Here is a 17712-nt window from a genome sequence, read left to right as displayed (position 1 = left end):
TAATAAATGATATGATTTAGCTATAATTAACCGTTTTTTCTAACTAAGGAGTTATGATATGCAAATAGAATTAAATAAAGAAAACCTCCCCATCCTTAAAGCGTTAACGAGTGAAACACGCATTAAAATTATCGAATTACTGCAACACCAACCAGCCAATATCACCACCATCGCCAATGAGTTAAAACTAACTTCAGCAATAGTGACACGTCATGTTCAACAACTTGAAAAAGCCAATATTATTACCACTTACGTCAATCAAAACAGTAAAGGCAAACAAAAATTTTGTAAGTTAAAAATTGACGAACTCCAAATAAATTTCCCTGCCAAAATCCATAAACCTTATAAAAAACACGAAATTGATATTCGTGTGGGTGATTTTTCCAATTATCAAGTTGTCCCAACCTGTGGTTTAGCGAGTCAACATGACTTCATTGGCCGTAAAGATGATCCGAAACATTTTATGAACCCTAACAAACATGATGCGCAACTTTTATGGTTTACTGAGGGGTTTGTCGAATATAATTTTTTAAATCCTATTGAAGAAGGTGATGAGGTTCAATTAATTGAAATTAGTTTTGAGATTGCCTCCGAATTTCCAGAAAATAATTTCATTTGGCCATCTGATGTCAATTTTAATTTAAATCAAGTAAATATTGGTCAATGGACCGTTCCAGGTAATTTTGCAGATGTGAGGGGTCAATTGAATCCGAATTGGTGGCCAAATGAATATAGTCAATACGGTCTGCTTAAAACCCTAAGAATTACACCGAATGAAACCCAAATAGATGGAGAACATATTTCGCATTACCGCATAGCTAACTTGGATTTTGATTCGACCTTTTTTACATTACGTTTTTCGGTATTAAATACGAGTGAAAATGTTGGAGGGCTCACCCTATTCGGCGAACACTTTGGCAATCATCCGCAAAATATTCGTGTCGTCTTTTACTATAAACATCGCTAAATATACTCAAGTGTAAGCTAAAAACCGTAAATTTATCTTCTGTCACTCGTACAGATAAATTTACGGTTTTTTAAGGCTCATATATTCTTAGTTGGTTATTTCACCAGAGGTTATATCATAATAATATTCACCAACCAGTTTTTCACTCGTTTCGCTACGTTCATAAATCTTAATACTAACGAAGCCATTGGTTTGTGTATCATCTAATTCGAAATAATGGTTGGTATTGAGATCAATTGCGGCTGTTTTATCCAAATAAGTCAACAAACGTTGAATGGTTGTTCCAATCGATTGATCATAGGCTAAATAATCGATTTGATCATAGTCTAAAAAGACTTTGTTTGTTTCATCATGTGCCATTTCAGCTTCATTGCTTTGAGAATCAACGGCTAACATCACGCGAACTAACGATTCTTGTTCATCTTGAATGGACTGATTATATTGCCCAGCGAAGCCAAAGGTTGTCACATACTCTTCAGTAATTGCTTCAGATTCAACGTCAGATTCAGTAACATTAAGTTGACGCATCTGATTAAAAATTTGAGCTTGCTCAGCTGGATTTCTCTTTGAGCTCGTGCTAGCACAGGCGGAAGTTAATAAGGTTAAAATCAACATAAGGGTGAATGTAGATTGTTTCTTTTTACCCTTCATATGAATTTACTTCTACAAAAGATAAAATTTCTTCTTTTGTCATTGAGCTATCGCAACGAACCTTAAGTTGATCGTTATTAGAATAAATAAAACCCGGCACGGTATAAATATTATATTTTTGTCTAAAGGCATCTACTTGATCAATTGTTTCTGGGTTTTGTGAATGTAAAAAATTAATTTTAAGGGGTGTTTCAGCTAGAACATCGGTTAATGTATTAGCAAATTTTCGACAATAGGAACATGTTTCACGACCAATAAATAGGATACTTTCATTTCCGGATTCAATTAATTTATCAGCTTCAGTCGGTGTTACATGGTTAAATGCTTTAATTTGTTTTAAAAAAACTTCTTCTTCCATTTACGACACTCTCATTTCTATTGATAAACTAGTTACATTATACAATAAGCTTAGACGATGTATCAAGCATACTTTCAAATAAATATTGATTTTAAAGCATTGTAAACGTTTGTGTAAATACTAATCTAAATCAATATCCTCAAGCTCTTCCTTATTTTTACGCTTTATGATGATGTTGATTAATAATAGGACCATTCCAAGCAGCAACAAACCTATGGCAATATAAGTTAGGCTTCGTTTTTCACCCGTAGAAGGTAGTTTGATTGGTTGATTTTTCAAATTATCAGACGTTTCATCGGATTCATTTGAAAGTTTATATGTGGATAAACTAGTAGGTTTTGGTAAAGATTGTTGCGAATAGGATTGTTGGTTGGAACGATTGATTCGATCTTGAATTTCATCTAAATTAGCGGTAAGTTTCTCATTAGCTTCAGGCAATTCCGGAACTTGTCGGTCAGGCGTGTTTGATTCCAGTTGTATGGGTTGTTGTTGACTAAATGGCAGCTGCGGATTGTTTAAATCCATTTCCCGATAGTCATATAAATAGCCACTGGTTAAATAATCGTTGGGCATCCATGTCTGTGTTGCTTCATCAAATAAGATGAGTTTAATTTGATAACGTTGATGCAGCGTTCTTACTTTTTCAATCGCTTCATTACTTGTCCAACCTTGTTCAGTCAAATAATTAGCTAGATCAACTTTTAATTGTTCGATGGCTTCTTCATTGATTAAGTACCAATAAATTAACTGACTTTCTTTAATTTCCAATATATTTTGATAATCTAAGCGATAAGCCTCAAAATCTTGTGTAGATTGTAAACTTGCATAAGCTTGATTAGCTAAAACGTCTATTTCTTTTAAACTTAACTCTCTGGCAAATGTATATTCCTGTAAACTAGACGCATCTACATAGACATTCATTTTAGACTCGTCATCTTGACTATTTTGGCTTTGATGGTAAAGCTGATTATAAATTCGAAAGATATCTGCAAAGGCGACTTTTCGATAAGCGCTTGGTACGATTTTTTGAAGCATTTGATCGGCTTGGAGCAAAATATCATCCAAAGAATCAGACTGGCGGTTTAACCAGGTCTCTTCACTAGCTAATTTACTGGCTGAATACGGAAAAAGGAGGCATTGATTAAGCTGCGATTCATTTAATTTGTCTTGATCCAATTGATGCAAGTAAATCTCATAGTTGTAATTCAATTGTTGATAGTAGTTCTCTAAGTCTGTTCGTTCTACAATAGCCTGATTAATTAAACCTTCTATTTGAGTAATGTAATCCAGCCATTCAATAACCGTAGGATGTTGTTGAATTAAAGCAATTTGTTCGTCCGTAGTCAACTGAGTAAAAGAGTCGTCCAATTGATATTCCTCATAGATTAATTCAATGACATAATCTAGTTGTGTATTTGCATATGCCAGCGATTGATCCTCACCGTAATACCATTCATTAATCTGTAAATTGAGAGCATCATAACTTTGGTTAATCAAATTTAGTTCTGATTGGATAGACTCTATTTGCGACACAATTTCAATTGATTCAAGTGACTGTGTATCACTAAGACTGGCCTGATATCGGATGAGTTGAATACAACTGTCCCGATCAATATTTTCCGTTTGAATATACTGAGAAACCATAAAAGGTTCAGCAGCTTGCACCGTGTGTTTGATAGGTAAGTGACAGAAAGAGACGAAAGCAACCAACGACATATAGGATATTTTTTTGTACATATTGCACCTCCTATATATATATACGTAAAAAAAACCTTAATCCACTTTTTTAGATTAAAGTTTTTTGATTTTTTTTGATTTTTTTAGTCTAAATAGTCTACAACCTCTATTTTATCCGAATAAAAACGAATTCGTTGACTGATTTCATCAAATAGAGCTTCTCCATCTGGAATGCCATATTCTGACCAAGCAGCTAAAGGTACAACTAGATAGCCACCTTCAGACGGTGTGCCAAAATTGTAGGTAGGCATATACCGGATCTTAGATATCTCAGTTTCATTTTCACCTTTGGTTAATTCAAATTCAATAATTCCGCCTAATTTTTCTTCAATTTGAATTTGGCCTGATAAAAAGTTTCCTAATGAATAGACCCCCGCTTGTTGGTCATTATAGGAAATAGCCGGTTGTAAAGCATGCGGATGTGTTCCTATGATTAAATTTGCCCCGGCATCACGAACCAATGAGCTAACAACTAATTGATTTTGATTGGGTAAGGTTTGTCCTTCTTCCCCATAGTGGATCATGACAACCGTAAAATCCGTTTGTTGATTCATATAATCGATTTCTAAAGGCATTAATTCTGAATCGATTAAACTAATCAAGTAACTTTCATCTTCAGGAATATAATTACCGTTAACATGATCAGCATAGGCTAAAAAACCTACCGAGATGCCATTTTCTTCGATAATTCTTAAATTGTTATAGTCTTGCCAATCAGCATAACTACCAACATACATCATGTCTCGCTCTTGTAAATTAGAAATAGATTGATGTGCCCCAGATGAACCAAAATCCATCGTATGATTCGTTGCATTAGAGACTAAGTCAACACCAACGTCTTGTAAACTATCAATAATCTCAGCAGGTGCATTAAAAACAGGATAAGATGAAAGGCCGTACTCTGATCCAGCCACTAGAACTTCAAGATTTGCTGTTGTTATATCTGCATTCTCTAAATAAGGTCTGACTGGTTCAAACATATAGGTAAAATCAAAGCCATCGGCAGTTCTTGCATCATTATATACAAAATCGTGGATTAGGATATCACCAATTGAACGTATCGTAATGGTATTCGTTGTAGACATTGCAATTTGATTGGAAGTTTCTGATGTCGCCTCTTCTGCTTGATTTTGCGTAATTTGGACGTCAGATGACTCACTGGCAACGGATTCTGATTCATTACTCATTTGAGCAGATGTATTTCCACATGCAGCGGTAAATGAGATAGCGGCAATGAATAGAAAAAATTTGATGAGTGTCTTCTTAATTTTAAAAATTGGTTTAATAATAACCACCCTTTCACATAAAATATATTGATTAATTTGTATGTATTTTAATAGATCTTAATTTCGTGGCTATTATACCATAATTCAAAGGATGAAATAAAGACAATTGTTGATTTAATAGGAACAGTAACTAATTAGCAGGAATTATATAAATTGTTTTTACCAATTAAGATAAACCAATATAGATATCATATAATTGATTAATATGACTAATCTGTTAAATCTTGTTAAAAATTTGATTTTATGTGGAGTTCACTTTTTAATTAAGCTATAATAGATTTAATATATTAATAGATACATAATTTGTATAAGAAAGGAGATATTATGTATAATCAATCTACTATAAATTGTCAATCAGACTATTTTAGTCTAGTTGAAAAACAACCCGATTTAAAATCCAAACCACTTAATGCACTTGTAGATATTCGTTCAGACTATACGGACACCTTATTTTCTTTTCGCCATCCGGTCACTGTAACCGCCAAAGATGGTCTTTCCATTATTGGTTTAACCAATAGTTTATCGCATCCATCACATATACAAACTTATCTATTAGAGGGATCCATCGAAATCCCACCATCTGTATATTTTAATGTTATTTCGCTTAACAAAAACAGTCGTATTTACTTAGAGTCGCAAGATAATGATGAACCAAAATTGTTAGCTGCTCCTCAACGGATTACGGTTGCTTTACCGTCACCGTCTATTGTCATTAATAATATTTTCACCCTTAATCACCAAGCAAAGTCTAGTCCATATGAAGAAACGGGAACAGATCATCCGTATTATGAACTTATATTAGTGGAACAAGGTGAATTAACCTTAACTATTGATGGAAACTCACTGACCATTAGCCGCCATGAATGTGCCGTCATCTTCCCTAATCAATACCTACATAAACAAATCAAAAATGATTCAATCACATCTTATATTTCAATAATTTTCGATGCAATAGGCATTCCTAAAAAAGTAAAACAGAATGTTTTTTCATTAAAAAATCAGTTAAGTTATGTATTTAATCAGTTGATTCATTTATCCAACAATGAGGTAGAACTTTTTTCTATGGATCGGCTATATCACTTGGTTTATGCTATTTTAATCCATATTGCTGCTGGTCCTTTAAAAACGGATAACAAACCGAGGTTATCCATGCGTGAAAATTATGAAAATGAAGTTTTTCAATCCATGGTTAATTACATTGAAGAAAATATTGATAAACCGGTACAAATCAGTGATTTAGCCGAACATTTTTCGTTATCGCGTTCTTCAATTCAAAAATATTTTAAAAAATATACCAATGAAACTCCTAAAGAATACATCAACACTATCAAGTTACAACATAGTAAAGAATTAATTCGAAACTCGCAAATGAGTTTGTCTGAAATTTCCAAGGCAGTTGGTTATGGATCGAGCCAGTATTTTTCCCGCGTCTTTAGTGAAAAATATGGTATGTCCCCTTCTAATTATGCCAAATCGGTGATTAAGTAAAAAATAAAACCGTTAATGATGACTAAAGCTGATCATCATTAACGGTTCTTTTTTAGGCTAATTTTTCTAATAAATCAGGTCTAAAACCGAAGAAAGGTTCTTCTCCTTCAATTTCAATTACGGGTAAACTTTGAAAACCTAGTTCTTTGACGCGATTTAATGCTGCTTCATTTTCATAAACATCGTAGTCAGTATAATTAATTTCTTTTTGATCTAAGAATTTCTTTGTAAAGTTACATTGCATGCAATTAGGTTTTGAATAGACAATAATGTTTTTCATGTGATAACCACCTTCTCTTTTTCATTACGTTATTATTCTATACGAATTTAAATAAAAAAACAACTATATATTGTGTTTAGGATAAAAACAAACACAATATATAGTTGTTTTGTATATTAATTAGTCAAAACTGATGGTTTAGCAATGATATTTATTATAAAGGAAAAATAAATAATATCAAGCGGTTGATTAGACTGTATAATTTTCAAGAACTTCACGTTCTACTAAGTCAACCAAGTATTGATATAAATCAGTGGTTGAAAGTGTCTCAATTTGTTCACTTGTATAGATATTAACAATTCGCCCTTGGTGCATGACAACGATTCGATCACAAAATTCAATGGCATCTTGTAAATGGTGGGTAATCATGATAGTCGTTAAATTATTTTCTTGAATCAAGTGTTGGGTCATCTTCATAACCTCTTTAGCTGTTCTAGGATCTAAAGAAGCCGTATGTTCGTCCAATAAAAGTAATTTTGGTTGCAAAAGAGTTGCCATGACTAAGGAAACGGCTTGTCGTTGGCCACCTGATAAATTTTCGATAGGCACATCCAAGCGATGTTCCAGATCTAAGCGGAACGGTTTAAGTTTTTCAATTAAATATTTTCGGTTATTAGTTGTTAACGAACGACCTAAGCCTCGTTTTTCTCCCCGTTTATTGGCTAACATTAAATTCTCAAACACACTCATGCGTGGCGCACTACCCATCCGCGGATCCTGAAATACTCTGCCAATTTGACGCGCAAGCGACTGAGCACTCATTGAATAGATTGATTGTCCATCTATTAAAATATCGCCTGAATCGATAGGAATTTGACCCGTTAAGCAATTAAATAAAGTCGATTTCCCTGCCCCGTTGGTTCCGATAATTCCAATGACTTCACCTGGATGAATGGATAAAGTCAAATTATTTAGACCCGCTACCTGTTCGCCAGTTTGCCGTAAAAATTGTTTAGAAACGTGAATTAATTCTACTTGAGCAGATTGATTCATGCGCTAATTCCTCCTTTACGTTTTTGATTCCGATAAGTGTTAAATTTGTTTTTAACGGTCGGAAAAGCAAGGAAGATAGCCATAACTAAAGCGGAAATTAGGCGGAAATCCGTTGGATGGAGACCTAATTGTAAAACAAATACAATAATCAATTGATAAATGATAGAGCCAATTACAATGGAGACTAATCTAAATGTTAAGGATAAATTCTTAAACATGACTTCACCTATAACAATGGAAGACATGGCGATAACAACGACCCCATTTCCCATAGTTACATCAGCAAAGCCATTATTTTGAGCTATAAATGCTCCACAAAAACCAATTAACCCATTGGCAAGCATTAAGGCTAATATTTTCATACGAGAACTATTAATCCCGATGGATTTTGCCATAATCTCGTTGTCTCCTGTAGCAATCATGGCTTGACCTAAATCCGTTTTAAAAAAGCTAGCTAATAACAGGATACAAATAGTGACAACAAGCAGACCAACAATTAGAACGCGATTGGATGGATTTTCCACCCAACTATCTAAATAAGAAAAGACGGTGTCAAAACCACGTAAATTTATATTTGGTCGTTGCATCACCCTTAAATTAACGGAATATAAACCCGTTAAAGTAATGATACTAGATAACAATGAGGGAATTTCGAAGTAGGTCATTAAGATACCGGTTATTAAACCAGCTAACATCCCTCCAACAATCGCTAGTAAACTAGCGATGATTGGATTCGTGCCTTGACTAATTAAAGATACCGCTACAGCTGCACCTAAAGTAAAAGACGCTTCTGTTGTTAAATCAGCAAAACGTAAAATACGAAAGGTAATATATAACCCTAGGGCCATAATACTATATAGAATACCATCAAAAACCGCATTATAATATAACTGCATGACTATTCCCCGCTTATATCTGTTAACGCCTCTAATTTTTCACGATCGATTTCTAAACCAAGTTGTTCTAAAACATCTGAACGATAGACACTATTTAATTCAGTTACATAAGCTATAGGTGTCTCACTAATAGCTTGTCCATTGGCAATTAAAACAGCTTGTTCGGCGGCTAAAACACCCACTTGTTTTTGTTCAATTGTTACACCAGCAAAGGCACCTTGTTCGATCATTTCGTACACAGATGTGAAAACTGGAATTTGATACTTATCAGTAACATTGAGTAAAGTTCCAAAGGCACTTGCGACCGTATTGTCTGAGCCAACGTAAATAACTTCAGCTTTTGAGGCTAAATTTTCGGCGACTAATTGCATATCCAAACTGGCGCTAATACCTTCTGCCGTAAATTCAAGACCTCGTTCTTCTGCAATAGCTTTAGCTGCTTCGACATCAGCTAATGAATTATCTTCACTAGTCGTATAAATCATCCCAACAGACGTCACTTCAGGGAATAAATCAATTAATAAATCAAACTGTTCTTCAATCGGAGCCATATCACTCACGCCCGTAATATTGGCTTCTGGTTGATCTAGATTTTCAACGAGGCCAGCTGATAAAGGATCGGTTACTCCTACCATAATAATAGGAATATCAGTTGTTAAATGTTGAAATGCTTGGGCTACTGGAGTGGTTACAGCAAAAATTAAATCCGGTTCATTGTGGACAATACCTTCTGCAATTTGTGATAAAAGATTAATATCCCCTTGGGCATTATTAAAATCAACCGTTAAATTTTCGCCTTCAATATAACCTTGTTCCTCAAGTCCTTCATATATTCCCGAAACAATTTGATCGAGTGATGGATGACTGACTAGTTGGACAATACCAACCGTTAAGGTATCTTCTTGAGCGTTAACGATTTTAGTGACGTTAATAAATAAAGTCGTTAAAAGTAAGATTGAAACTAAAGCGAATTTTAATAATTTTTTCATAATAATGTTTCCTTTCTTGTTTAAAAGTGTTCATTCTATGTCGCCTTATTAAACACAAAAAAACCACATAGAATGTAAGTAAATACCTCTACGTGGTAAACTGGATGATTCGCCACATAGATACAGAACAGTCTAAACTGGGCTGTATCCATGGAATTATGTCCAAGTCTACAACCTATCTATGCCAGCTTTGCCAGCGTCCTAAAGTTAAAGTAAAATTAAACATAATTCAAAGCTCCTCTCTTTATTTAAATAAATCATACCGATTCAACATTAAAATGTCAAGCGGATTTAGTGAAATTCTCATTTTATTCTAATTTTCCATTTGTAAATGTACTTACTAGTCGCTTCATTCTTTCATTTACAAGCTATTTCAGTTACAATATTAGAGCAAACTCTTTTTTGAAAGGAGGGTTACGATGACTTTAGATGGCTTTTTTATCCATGCTTTAGTAAAAGAACTACGAAATGAATTATTACAGGGTAGAATTTCAAAAATCTATCAACCATTTGAACAAGAAATACAGATGGTTATCCGAGCGAATCGTAAAAATATCCGCCTAGCGGCTTCAATTCATCCAGTCTATTACCATATCAATGTAACCCAAGAACGTACACTTAATCCCGAACATGCTCCCCTTTTTTCCATGCTTTTACGTAAGCATTTAGAAGGTGCCATTATTCAAGATATTCAACAAGTGGAAAATGATCGTATGATAGATTTTGAATTAAGTGGTCGTGATGAATTGGGCGATACCCAAAGCTATCGTCTTATTTTTGAGCTGATGGGTCGCAATAGCAATATCATTTTGCTCAATCCCCAAACAAACAAAATCATCGATTGTATCAAGCATGTTCCATCTAGCCAAAATACTTTTCGGACTTTATTACCTGGAGCTGATTATCAACGACCGCCTGAAAATAAGCAGCAAATTAATCCATTTAATTTATCCGGTGATGAATTAAATCAATGGACGCTTCAACACCCTGATGAGTTGAACAGTCGTAAAAATCAGCAATGGATTCAAGGTTTAGGCAAAAGCGCTAGTCAAGCGCTTATTTATTGGATGGAACAGGACGGTTTAACGGCTTATGAAGCACTAAAACGCTTAATGGATGGCGTTGACGCTTATACACCACTGATGTTTGAATCGAATCAACAATTATCCTTCTATGCCATGGATTTACCTCAAATAGAAGGACACAGACAGCTTTTTGATACACTTTCACGTTTATTAGATCATTTTTATGCCCAAAGAGTTCGTCTCGATCGGATTAAGAATTTAAGTGGCAACATTGTTCAACAACTCGAACAAATTATTGAAAAAAACAATAAGAAACTTGAAAAATTAGCTAAAGACTATCAAGTGGCCCAAGCAGCTGATTTATACCGTGTTAAAGGTGAATTATTGAGTGCTTACGCTTATCAAATACCCAAAGGTGAAACACAAGTAGCTTTAGAAAATTACTATGAGGATAATGCCTTATTAACCATTGATTTAGATCCACGCAAAACGGCTATTGAAAACAGTCAACAATATTTTAAAAAATATTCAAAATATCGTGATGCCTTGAAGTATATTGATCAACAGAAAAAATTAACTCATGAAGAAAATGACTATTTAGAAACTGTGCTGGTACAATTAAATCAAGCCGATTTAGAAGATATTGAAGATATTAAGCAAGAATTACAAAAATTAGGTTATCAGTCACAAAGAAAGAACAATGCCAAAAAACGTACCAAGACTAAATCTAAACCCAGACGTTTTCGTTCAACGGAAGGTGTTCTCATTTATGTCGGCCGTAATAATCAACAAAACGATGAATTAAGTTTGAAAAAAGCGGCAAAAAATCATTGGTGGCTCCACACCAAAGATATTCCTGGAGCGCATGTCATTGTTGAGTCCGATAAACCTAGTCAACAAACCATGACAGAAGCTGCTGAAATAGCTGCCTATTATTCGAAGTTTCAACACTCAGCGAATGTTCCCGTCGATACCGTTCAAGTTAAACATTTACACAAGCCAAATGGTGCAAAACCTGGTTTTGTTATCTATGAAGGACAACAAACGCTGTATGTTACGCCAGATGAAGCGACAATTCAAGCTTTAGCTGTTGAAGAAACATAAAAAAAACGTCGAACAGTCACCCTTTTTTGTGTGTCTGTTTGACGTTTTTATATTATTTACTATATGCATCCGTTAATTGAGGTACCACTTGTTTTTTACGTGATACAACACCTGGTAATTGAATTTCATTATCAACCACTTTTTGCTCAAAAGCTTTCTCTACGACTTCAAGATTTTGACCGATAACGTAAGCAAATGAATTATTTTCTAAAATATCCGTCACTAAGACAACGAATAATTCAACATCAGAGTCCTTTAATGTTTTAGAAATCTCTTCAAGCAGTTCTTCTTTTCTCGATGAAACATCTACAAAATCAACGGTATTTATTTGTGCAATTTGAACAGGATGTTCATGCATTTCAAACACTTTAGAATCAGAAGCAAGTAATTCTTTAGCTGATTTGCTAGCTATATTTGTCCCCGCTTTTAATAATTTCAAGCCATAGGCATCGATATTAACGTCAGCAATTTTGGCCAATTCATAGGCAATCATTTCATCCTCACGGGTTGTCGTTGGGGATTTGAGCAATAAGGTATCTGAAATAATTGCCGATAACATCATTCCCGCAATAGCAGATGGAATATCGAAATCTTTTTCTTGGAACATTTTGTATAAAACGGATGCAGTTGAACCGATGGGTTCAGCACGATAGTATAAGGGTTGAGCCGTATTGAATCCATTAATACGGTGGTGATCAACGACATATAACACCTCTAAAGATTCAATGTCATTAACAGACTGTTGTGGTTCATTATGGTCTACGAGGGCAACTTGCGTCACTTCGTTACTAGCCGTTTCAATCACTCGTGGAGCAGAAATATTAAAATAATTTAAGGCAAATGCTGTTTCTTCATTAGGATTACCTAATGCAACAGATTCTGAATCGTAGCCTAATTTTTCAAGATAATAATCAAGCGCTATCGCTGAAGCAATAGTGTCTGTATCAGGGTTTTTATGACCGAATACTAATATTTTTGACATAGATAAAGCCTCCTAAGTAAATGGTTATATCTTATTTTAACACAAAGAAAGAAAAAAATGCTTTTTACTTTCTTTTTAAAAAAATAAATAATAACTACCGACAACAAGGATGCTGCTTAATAGGGTACCTAACAAGAAATATTCCGAAAAATAAGGATCTTCCACTATTTTATTATAACGAGCAATCGATTTTGCGGTTAAAATAAAACCAATGGCAGCAAATTGTCCTTGTGATAAAAACAACAAAATCATCAGTCGCTCTAAGATACCAATTAAAGCACCCGCATTTGGATGTCCTTCTTCGATAGTTGACGTATTGGGCCGAAATTGATTTAAACTGTATTTAACCATTCGGCTCGCTGGACGATAAATAAATAACAACATTAATCCCCATGTAATGATTGCTTCCAAATCAATTTGCAATAACTGTAGGGCTTGATTGAACCATGGCACATATTGAAACGTAACCCCACTTAAAATCAAATAAATAACGCCTATATAAATCAAAACAAATAAACTTAGCGGCCTTAAAAGCTGCCACTGATTTTTTTTGGCAGGAATATGGATGAGAAAGTGAACCATGCTTAAGGTGATGGCTAGTAGGGCTAGTTGCCAGTTGAAGATTGGGATAATTAATGTAAGTTGTATGATAGCATAAATGAGGCTGTGTTTGAGTGGCACACGGGTCCAATTTTTTGGCAAATAAAATTCACTAAGCAGCATAGCGATGATTAATAGCTTAAGACTTAATTCATTCATCGGGCCACACTCCTTCGGATGTTAAATAATCGGTTATCGCTTTATTACCTGCGTGATAAGTGTAAAACTTGGCATTGGCCAGTGATTTAGATACATTGGGCTGAGCGATTTGTAGATATTCAGCTGTCTGATATTGATTTTCTTTTTGACTGAGATATGCTTGTATCACTTCTTTTTGACGGTTAGTCCAACGGGATTTGATAGCATAATTAGCAGCTAATAAACTGTTGATTAAATCATCAATGGCTTGATTGGATCCAGCAGTTTTAAGCATGATATTGGTATGTGGACTGGCGTATTGCCCTTCTCTTTCCTTTAAAGCCACCAACATTTGACGCGCTCGATGGTAGGCAGACCCATCCATTTCAATTGAATGATTCGTATAAATATCGGTCGTAATCGTTCCAATCCCCACACCAAAACGAATCTTTACAGGCTCTAAGGTGTTTTCTATTTCCAGAATAATCTTGAAAATACTGTCAGGAGTGGCTATAACACCTTGAAATTCATCACCTAAAGAAATCATAAAATCGGCCACTATGGTTGATTGGTATTGTTGATTAATATGCTTTAATACGTGCCGCAAATCATTTTGGACTTTTCCGCGTTCAAGCATTTGTTTGGACGAAACTAAATCCCCCATAATGACAATATAATTTTTTTCCAAATAACCCTCTCCTCTCCCATTTCGTTACTATCATATCAAAATAAAAGATACACCTCAAGCGGTATCAACTATATTGATTCATTAAAATGGGTATCATTTTAAGAGATAACCAAAAATAGGTATGATGACAGATGATTCATCAAATCATTTTGCCGTTAAATAACAACCGTTAATCAAATTTAGAGAACATACTAAGCAAAAAAAATCCGTACATTTAATTATAATGTTAAGAACGACGGTTCCACTATAATTAAATGTACGGATTTTTTGAAGCAATGATATTTATTTAAATTCTTCTTACCCTACGCTTACACATTCAAATACCCTTTGTAGTCTTCTGTGCGCAAAATACGCTTGGCATTTTCAACACGCTCAGGCGTTGGCGGTTCAATACCCGCTAAACGATACTTAATTCCAAGCGCTTCATACTTATAAACACCCAGTTTATGATAAGGTAAAATTTCAAACTTTAACACATTACTTAAACTACCTACAAAATCACCTAAACGAATCAAATACTCGTCATAATCCGTTCTTTCAGGCACAAGAACATGACGCACCCAAATCGGTTGCTGAATCTCATCCAAATAACGCGCAAGATCAATAATATTTTCATTGGGATGCCCCGTTAATTTACGGTGACCCTCATTATCAATATGCTTAATATCCAACAACATAAGATCAGTATATTGCATCAATTCTTCAAAACGACTGAAAAATGGCTCTTTACGCGTAAAAGGTCCTCCACAAGAATCCAAACAGGTATTGACACCTGCAGCCTTGCAAAGTTTAAAATATTCAATCAGAAAGTCAATTTGAAGTAAAGGTTCGCCACCACTCACGGTGACGCCTCCCTTAGTCCCCCAAAATTCCCGATAGCGAATGGCTTCATCAAATAATTGTTGTGGTGTATATTCTGTTCCACCTTTTGTATTCCATGTATCTGGATTATGGCAAAATTCACATCGCATGCGACAACCTTGCATAAAGGTAATGAAACGAATACCAGGCCCATCCACCGAACCGAAACTCTCAGTAGAATGGACAAAACCAGTTACCGCAGTATCTACAACATGACTCAAATGATGCCACCTCCTGTTATTTATTATGAAGATAAAAGACTGAACACAACGTTCAGTCTTTTGATGTTTGATTGAATGACCAATTACATTGAACTATGCATGGTACGGTTAATAACATCCAATTGTTGTTCACGCGTTAATTTAATAAAGTTAACAGCATAACCAGATACCCGAATAGTTAATTGAGGATAATTTTCTGGATGTTCCATAGCATCTAATAAGGTATCTCGATTAAATACATTGACGTTCAAGTGGTGTCCGCCTTTTTGAGAATAACCATCAAGTAAGCTTGATAAGTTTTCTTGTTGGGTGGCATCGTCTTTACCTAAGGCTTTAGGAATAATTGAGAACGTATTTGAAATACCATCTAATGAATATTTGTAAGGCATTTTAGCCACTGACATTAAACTAGCTAAGGCTCCGTGTGTGTCACGACCATGCATTGGGTTAGCACCTGGTGCAAATGGTTCACCCGCACGACGTCCATCAGGTGTATTACCTGTTTTCTTACCATAAACAACGTTTGAAGTAATGGTTAAGATAGATGTTGTATGAACAGCGTTACGGTATGTTGGGTGTTTTTTAACTTTAGACATAAATGATTTTAGTAAGTCTACCCCAATTTGGTCAACGCGATCATCGTTGTTACCATATTTAGGGAATTCACCTTCAACTTCGTAATCAACAACAATGCCATCTTCGTCACGAATAGTTTTAACTTTCGCATATTTAATAGCTGATAATGAGTCGATAGCGACTGAGAATCCAGCAATTCCTGTTGCCATGGTCCGTTTCATGTCAGTATCTTGTACAGCCATTTGTACACGTTCATAACTATATTTATCATGCATATAGTGAATGATATTTAATGAGTTAATATATAAACCTGCTAACCATTCTAACATGGTATCATATTTTTCCATCACTTCATCATAATCTAGATATTCAGAAGTGATTCCTTGATAAGCTGGCGCTACTTGTTCTTTAGATTTTTCATCTACCCCACCATTAATTGCATATAATAAGGCTTTTGCAAGGTTGGCACGCGCACCGAAGAATTGCATTTGTTTACCAACTTCCATGGCTGAAACACAACAGGCAATCGCATAGTCATCACCATAAATTGGACGCATTACTTCATCATTTTCATATTGAATAGCGGATGATTGAATGGACATTTTAGCGGCAAAGTTTTTAAAGCTTTCAGGTAAATTTGGTGACCATAATATAGTTAAGTTTGGTTCAGGAGCTGGTCCTAAATTAGTTAATGTATGTAAGAAACGGAATGAATTCTTAGTGACTAATGGACGTCCATCAACACCCATACCACCAATAGATTCAGTTACCCAAGTAGGATCGCCTGAGAATAATTCATTGTAATCAGGGGTTCTTGCAAATTTCACTAAACGTAATTTCATTACAAAGTGGTCAACTAACTCTTGTGCTGTTTCTTCAGTTAAACGACCTTCAGCTAAGTCACGTTCGATATAAATATCTAAGAAAGTTGATGTACGACCTAATGACATTGCTGCACCATTTTGTTCTTTAATAGCGGCTAAATAACCAAAGTATAACCATTGGAAGGCTTCTTGAGCCGTTTGAGCTGGTTTAGAAATATCAAATCCATAAATACTGCCAAGTTCTTTTAATTCTTTTAAGGCACGATATTGTTCATTAACTTCTTCACGTAATTGGATAACATCGTTAGACATAGTACCATAACCAATATTTTCAAAGTCTTTGGCTTTTTCTTCCATCAAACGATCAATACCATATAAAGCGACACGACGATAATCTCCGATAATACGTCCACGTCCATAAGCATCTGGTAAACCAGTAATAATACCTGATTTACGAGCAGCACGCATCTCAGGAGTATAAGCATCAAAAACACCTTGGTTATGCGTTTTACGATAATCAGTAAATACTTTAGAAACTTCAGGATCAATTTCATAGCCGTATGATTTTAGTGCTTGTTCAGACATACGAATACCACCAAATGGTTGTAAACTACGTTTGAAAGGTTTATCAGTTTGAACACCAACTATTTTTTCAGTATCTTTGTTTAAATAACCGGCTCCATGAGAAGTGATTGTCGAAACCACTTTGGTATCCATATCCAAAACACCACCCGCTTCACGCTCTTGACGCGTTAAATCCATCACTTGATCCCATAAATCAGTTGTTGCTTGCGTTGGTCCAGCTAAAAACGAATCATCACCTTCGTATAAGGTATAGTTTTCTTGAATAAAGTCACGAACATTAATTTCATTTTGCCAAGTTGTTCCTTTAAACCCTTGCCACTGTTCCATAAAAATCCTCCTTAAATTAATACTGCTTCTTTTCTATGAGTTCAGTATATCACAACTATAAATAAATTCAATAGCTTTTGTGAAATATATAATATGAAACAGATAATTTAATCTGTGTTATTACAACGCCTTTTGC

Annotated in this window: 16 protein-coding genes; 3 read left to right on the top strand and 13 right to left on the bottom strand. The window is 34.9% G+C overall.

Translation table 11 applies throughout. The annotated features are described in order from the left end of the window. The first annotated feature begins 58 nt into the window (after positions 1-58). The gene (locus NRE15_RS02020) at positions 59-967 is read left to right on the top strand and encodes an ArsR/SmtB family transcription factor (protein ID WP_313793954.1); all 909 of its coding nucleotides are present in this window, start codon (positions 59-61) and stop codon (positions 965-967) included. Between the two features lie 87 nt (positions 968-1054). Here NRE15_RS02020 and NRE15_RS02015 read toward each other — a convergent pair whose 3' ends face one another. The 4 genes from NRE15_RS02015 to NRE15_RS02000 all read right to left on the bottom strand — a co-directional run bounded on the left by NRE15_RS02015 (position 1055) and on the right by NRE15_RS02000 (position 5008). Beyond that, on the bottom strand, positions 1055-1618 hold the full coding sequence (locus NRE15_RS02015; RefSeq protein WP_313793953.1) for a hypothetical protein: 564 nt from the start codon (positions 1616-1618) through the stop codon (positions 1055-1057). Further along, complete coding sequence (locus NRE15_RS02010; protein WP_313793952.1) at positions 1608-1976, bottom strand: thioredoxin domain-containing protein; 369 nt, start codon at positions 1974-1976, stop codon at positions 1608-1610. The genes NRE15_RS02015 and NRE15_RS02010 overlap by 11 nt, the downstream gene beginning before the upstream one ends. 120 nt (positions 1977-2096) lie before the next feature. Then, complete coding sequence (locus tag NRE15_RS02005; RefSeq protein WP_313793951.1) at positions 2097-3713, bottom strand: LPXTG cell wall anchor domain-containing protein; 1617 nt, start codon at positions 3711-3713, stop codon at positions 2097-2099. A gap of 83 nt (positions 3714-3796) precedes the next feature. Then, positions 3797-5008 (bottom strand): CapA family protein, encoded by a 1212-nt coding sequence (locus NRE15_RS02000; protein ID WP_313793950.1) that lies wholly within the window; start codon positions 5006-5008, stop codon positions 3797-3799. A 315-nt stretch (positions 5009-5323) separates the two neighbouring features. Between NRE15_RS02000 and NRE15_RS01995 the strand changes: the two genes are divergently transcribed. After that, positions 5324-6487, top strand: coding sequence for an AraC family transcriptional regulator (locus NRE15_RS01995; RefSeq protein WP_313793949.1), 1164 nt, complete (start codon positions 5324-5326; stop codon positions 6485-6487). A gap of 52 nt (positions 6488-6539) precedes the next feature. Here the strand turns inward: NRE15_RS01995 and nrdH are convergent, their stop codons facing one another. The 4 genes from nrdH to NRE15_RS01975 form a co-directional block, all read right to left on the bottom strand. Beyond that, positions 6540-6767 (bottom strand): glutaredoxin-like protein NrdH, encoded by a 228-nt coding sequence (gene nrdH, locus NRE15_RS01990; RefSeq protein WP_313793948.1) that lies wholly within the window; start codon positions 6765-6767, stop codon positions 6540-6542. Positions 6768-6956: 189 nt separating this feature from the next. Continuing rightward, positions 6957-7760: an ABC transporter ATP-binding protein gene (locus NRE15_RS01985; protein WP_313793947.1), complete on the bottom strand. Its 804-nt coding sequence runs from the start codon at positions 7758-7760 to the stop codon at positions 6957-6959. Next, positions 7757-8656: an ABC transporter permease gene (locus NRE15_RS01980; RefSeq protein ID WP_313793946.1), complete on the bottom strand. Its 900-nt coding sequence runs from the start codon at positions 8654-8656 to the stop codon at positions 7757-7759. Before NRE15_RS01980 ends, NRE15_RS01985 begins: the two co-directional genes overlap by 4 nt. Before the next feature lie 2 nt (positions 8657-8658). Then, positions 8659-9645 (bottom strand): ABC transporter substrate-binding protein, encoded by a 987-nt coding sequence (locus NRE15_RS01975; protein WP_313793945.1) that lies wholly within the window; start codon positions 9643-9645, stop codon positions 8659-8661. Between the two features lie 419 nt (positions 9646-10064). Here NRE15_RS01975 and NRE15_RS01970 point away from each other — a divergent pair, with 419 nt between their 5' ends. Beyond that, positions 10065-11774: an Rqc2 family fibronectin-binding protein gene (locus tag NRE15_RS01970; RefSeq protein WP_313793944.1), complete on the top strand. Its 1710-nt coding sequence runs from the start codon at positions 10065-10067 to the stop codon at positions 11772-11774. Between the two features lie 52 nt (positions 11775-11826). On the opposite strand, the gene NRE15_RS01965 is transcribed toward NRE15_RS01970, so the two are convergent. The 5 genes from NRE15_RS01965 to pflB all read right to left on the bottom strand — a co-directional run bounded on the left by NRE15_RS01965 (position 11827) and on the right by pflB (position 17576). Further along, positions 11827-12756, bottom strand: a complete 930-nt coding sequence (locus NRE15_RS01965) for a manganese-dependent inorganic pyrophosphatase (protein WP_313793943.1) — start codon at positions 12754-12756, stop codon at positions 11827-11829. A gap of 75 nt (positions 12757-12831) precedes the next feature. Then, positions 12832-13515: a DUF3307 domain-containing protein gene (locus NRE15_RS01960; RefSeq protein ID WP_313793942.1), complete on the bottom strand. Its 684-nt coding sequence runs from the start codon at positions 13513-13515 to the stop codon at positions 12832-12834. Next, positions 13508-14182: a SatD family protein gene (locus tag NRE15_RS01955; protein WP_313793941.1), complete on the bottom strand. Its 675-nt coding sequence runs from the start codon at positions 14180-14182 to the stop codon at positions 13508-13510. Before NRE15_RS01955 ends, NRE15_RS01960 begins: the two co-directional genes overlap by 8 nt. A 308-nt stretch (positions 14183-14490) precedes the next feature. After that, on the bottom strand, positions 14491-15264 hold the full coding sequence (gene pflA, locus NRE15_RS01950) for a pyruvate formate-lyase-activating protein (protein ID WP_313793940.1): 774 nt from the start codon (positions 15262-15264) through the stop codon (positions 14491-14493). A gap of 83 nt (positions 15265-15347) precedes the next feature. Further along, positions 15348-17576 carry a formate C-acetyltransferase gene (gene pflB / locus NRE15_RS01945; RefSeq protein WP_313793939.1) on the bottom strand — a complete coding sequence of 743 codons (2229 nt, stop codon included), beginning with the start codon at positions 17574-17576 and terminating at the stop codon, positions 15348-15350. Positions 17577-17712: the final 136 nt, after the last annotated feature.

Source organism: Fundicoccus culcitae (genome assembly GCF_024661895.1).
GTDB lineage: Bacteria > Bacillota > Bacilli > Lactobacillales > Aerococcaceae > Fundicoccus_A > Fundicoccus_A culcitae.
This window is presented reverse-complemented; position numbering and strand designations above follow the sequence as displayed.

Bases quoted from the DNA above. Each gene is read 5' to 3' on its own strand.
- NRE15_RS01965 (WP_313793943.1), bottom strand. From the start codon at position 12,756: ATGTCAAAAATATTAGTATTCGGTCATAAAAACCCTGATACAGACACT.
- NRE15_RS01995 (WP_313793949.1), top strand. From the start codon at position 5,324: ATGTATAATCAATCTACTATAAATTGTCAATCAGACTATTTTAGTCTA.
- NRE15_RS02020 (WP_313793954.1), top strand. From the start codon at position 59: ATGCAAATAGAATTAAATAAAGAAAACCTCCCCATCCTTAAAGCGTTA.
- nrdH (WP_313793948.1), bottom strand. From the start codon at position 6,767: ATGAAAAACATTATTGTCTATTCAAAACCTAATTGCATGCAATGTAAC.
- NRE15_RS02005 (WP_313793951.1), bottom strand. From the start codon at position 3,713: ATGTACAAAAAAATATCCTATATGTCGTTGGTTGCTTTCGTCTCTTTC.
- NRE15_RS02015 (WP_313793953.1), bottom strand. From the start codon at position 1,618: ATGAAGGGTAAAAAGAAACAATCTACATTCACCCTTATGTTGATTTTA.
- NRE15_RS01960 (WP_313793942.1), bottom strand. From the start codon at position 13,515: ATGAATGAATTAAGTCTTAAGCTATTAATCATCGCTATGCTGCTTAGT.
- NRE15_RS01985 (WP_313793947.1), bottom strand. From the start codon at position 7,760: ATGAATCAATCTGCTCAAGTAGAATTAATTCACGTTTCTAAACAATTT.
- NRE15_RS02010 (WP_313793952.1), bottom strand. From the start codon at position 1,976: ATGGAAGAAGAAGTTTTTTTAAAACAAATTAAAGCATTTAACCATGTA.
- NRE15_RS01980 (WP_313793946.1), bottom strand. From the start codon at position 8,656: ATGCAGTTATATTATAATGCGGTTTTTGATGGTATTCTATATAGTATT.
- NRE15_RS01970 (WP_313793944.1), top strand. From the start codon at position 10,065: ATGACTTTAGATGGCTTTTTTATCCATGCTTTAGTAAAAGAACTACGA.
- NRE15_RS01975 (WP_313793945.1), bottom strand. From the start codon at position 9,645: ATGAAAAAATTATTAAAATTCGCTTTAGTTTCAATCTTACTTTTAACG.
- pflB (WP_313793939.1), bottom strand. From the start codon at position 17,576: ATGGAACAGTGGCAAGGGTTTAAAGGAACAACTTGGCAAAATGAAATT.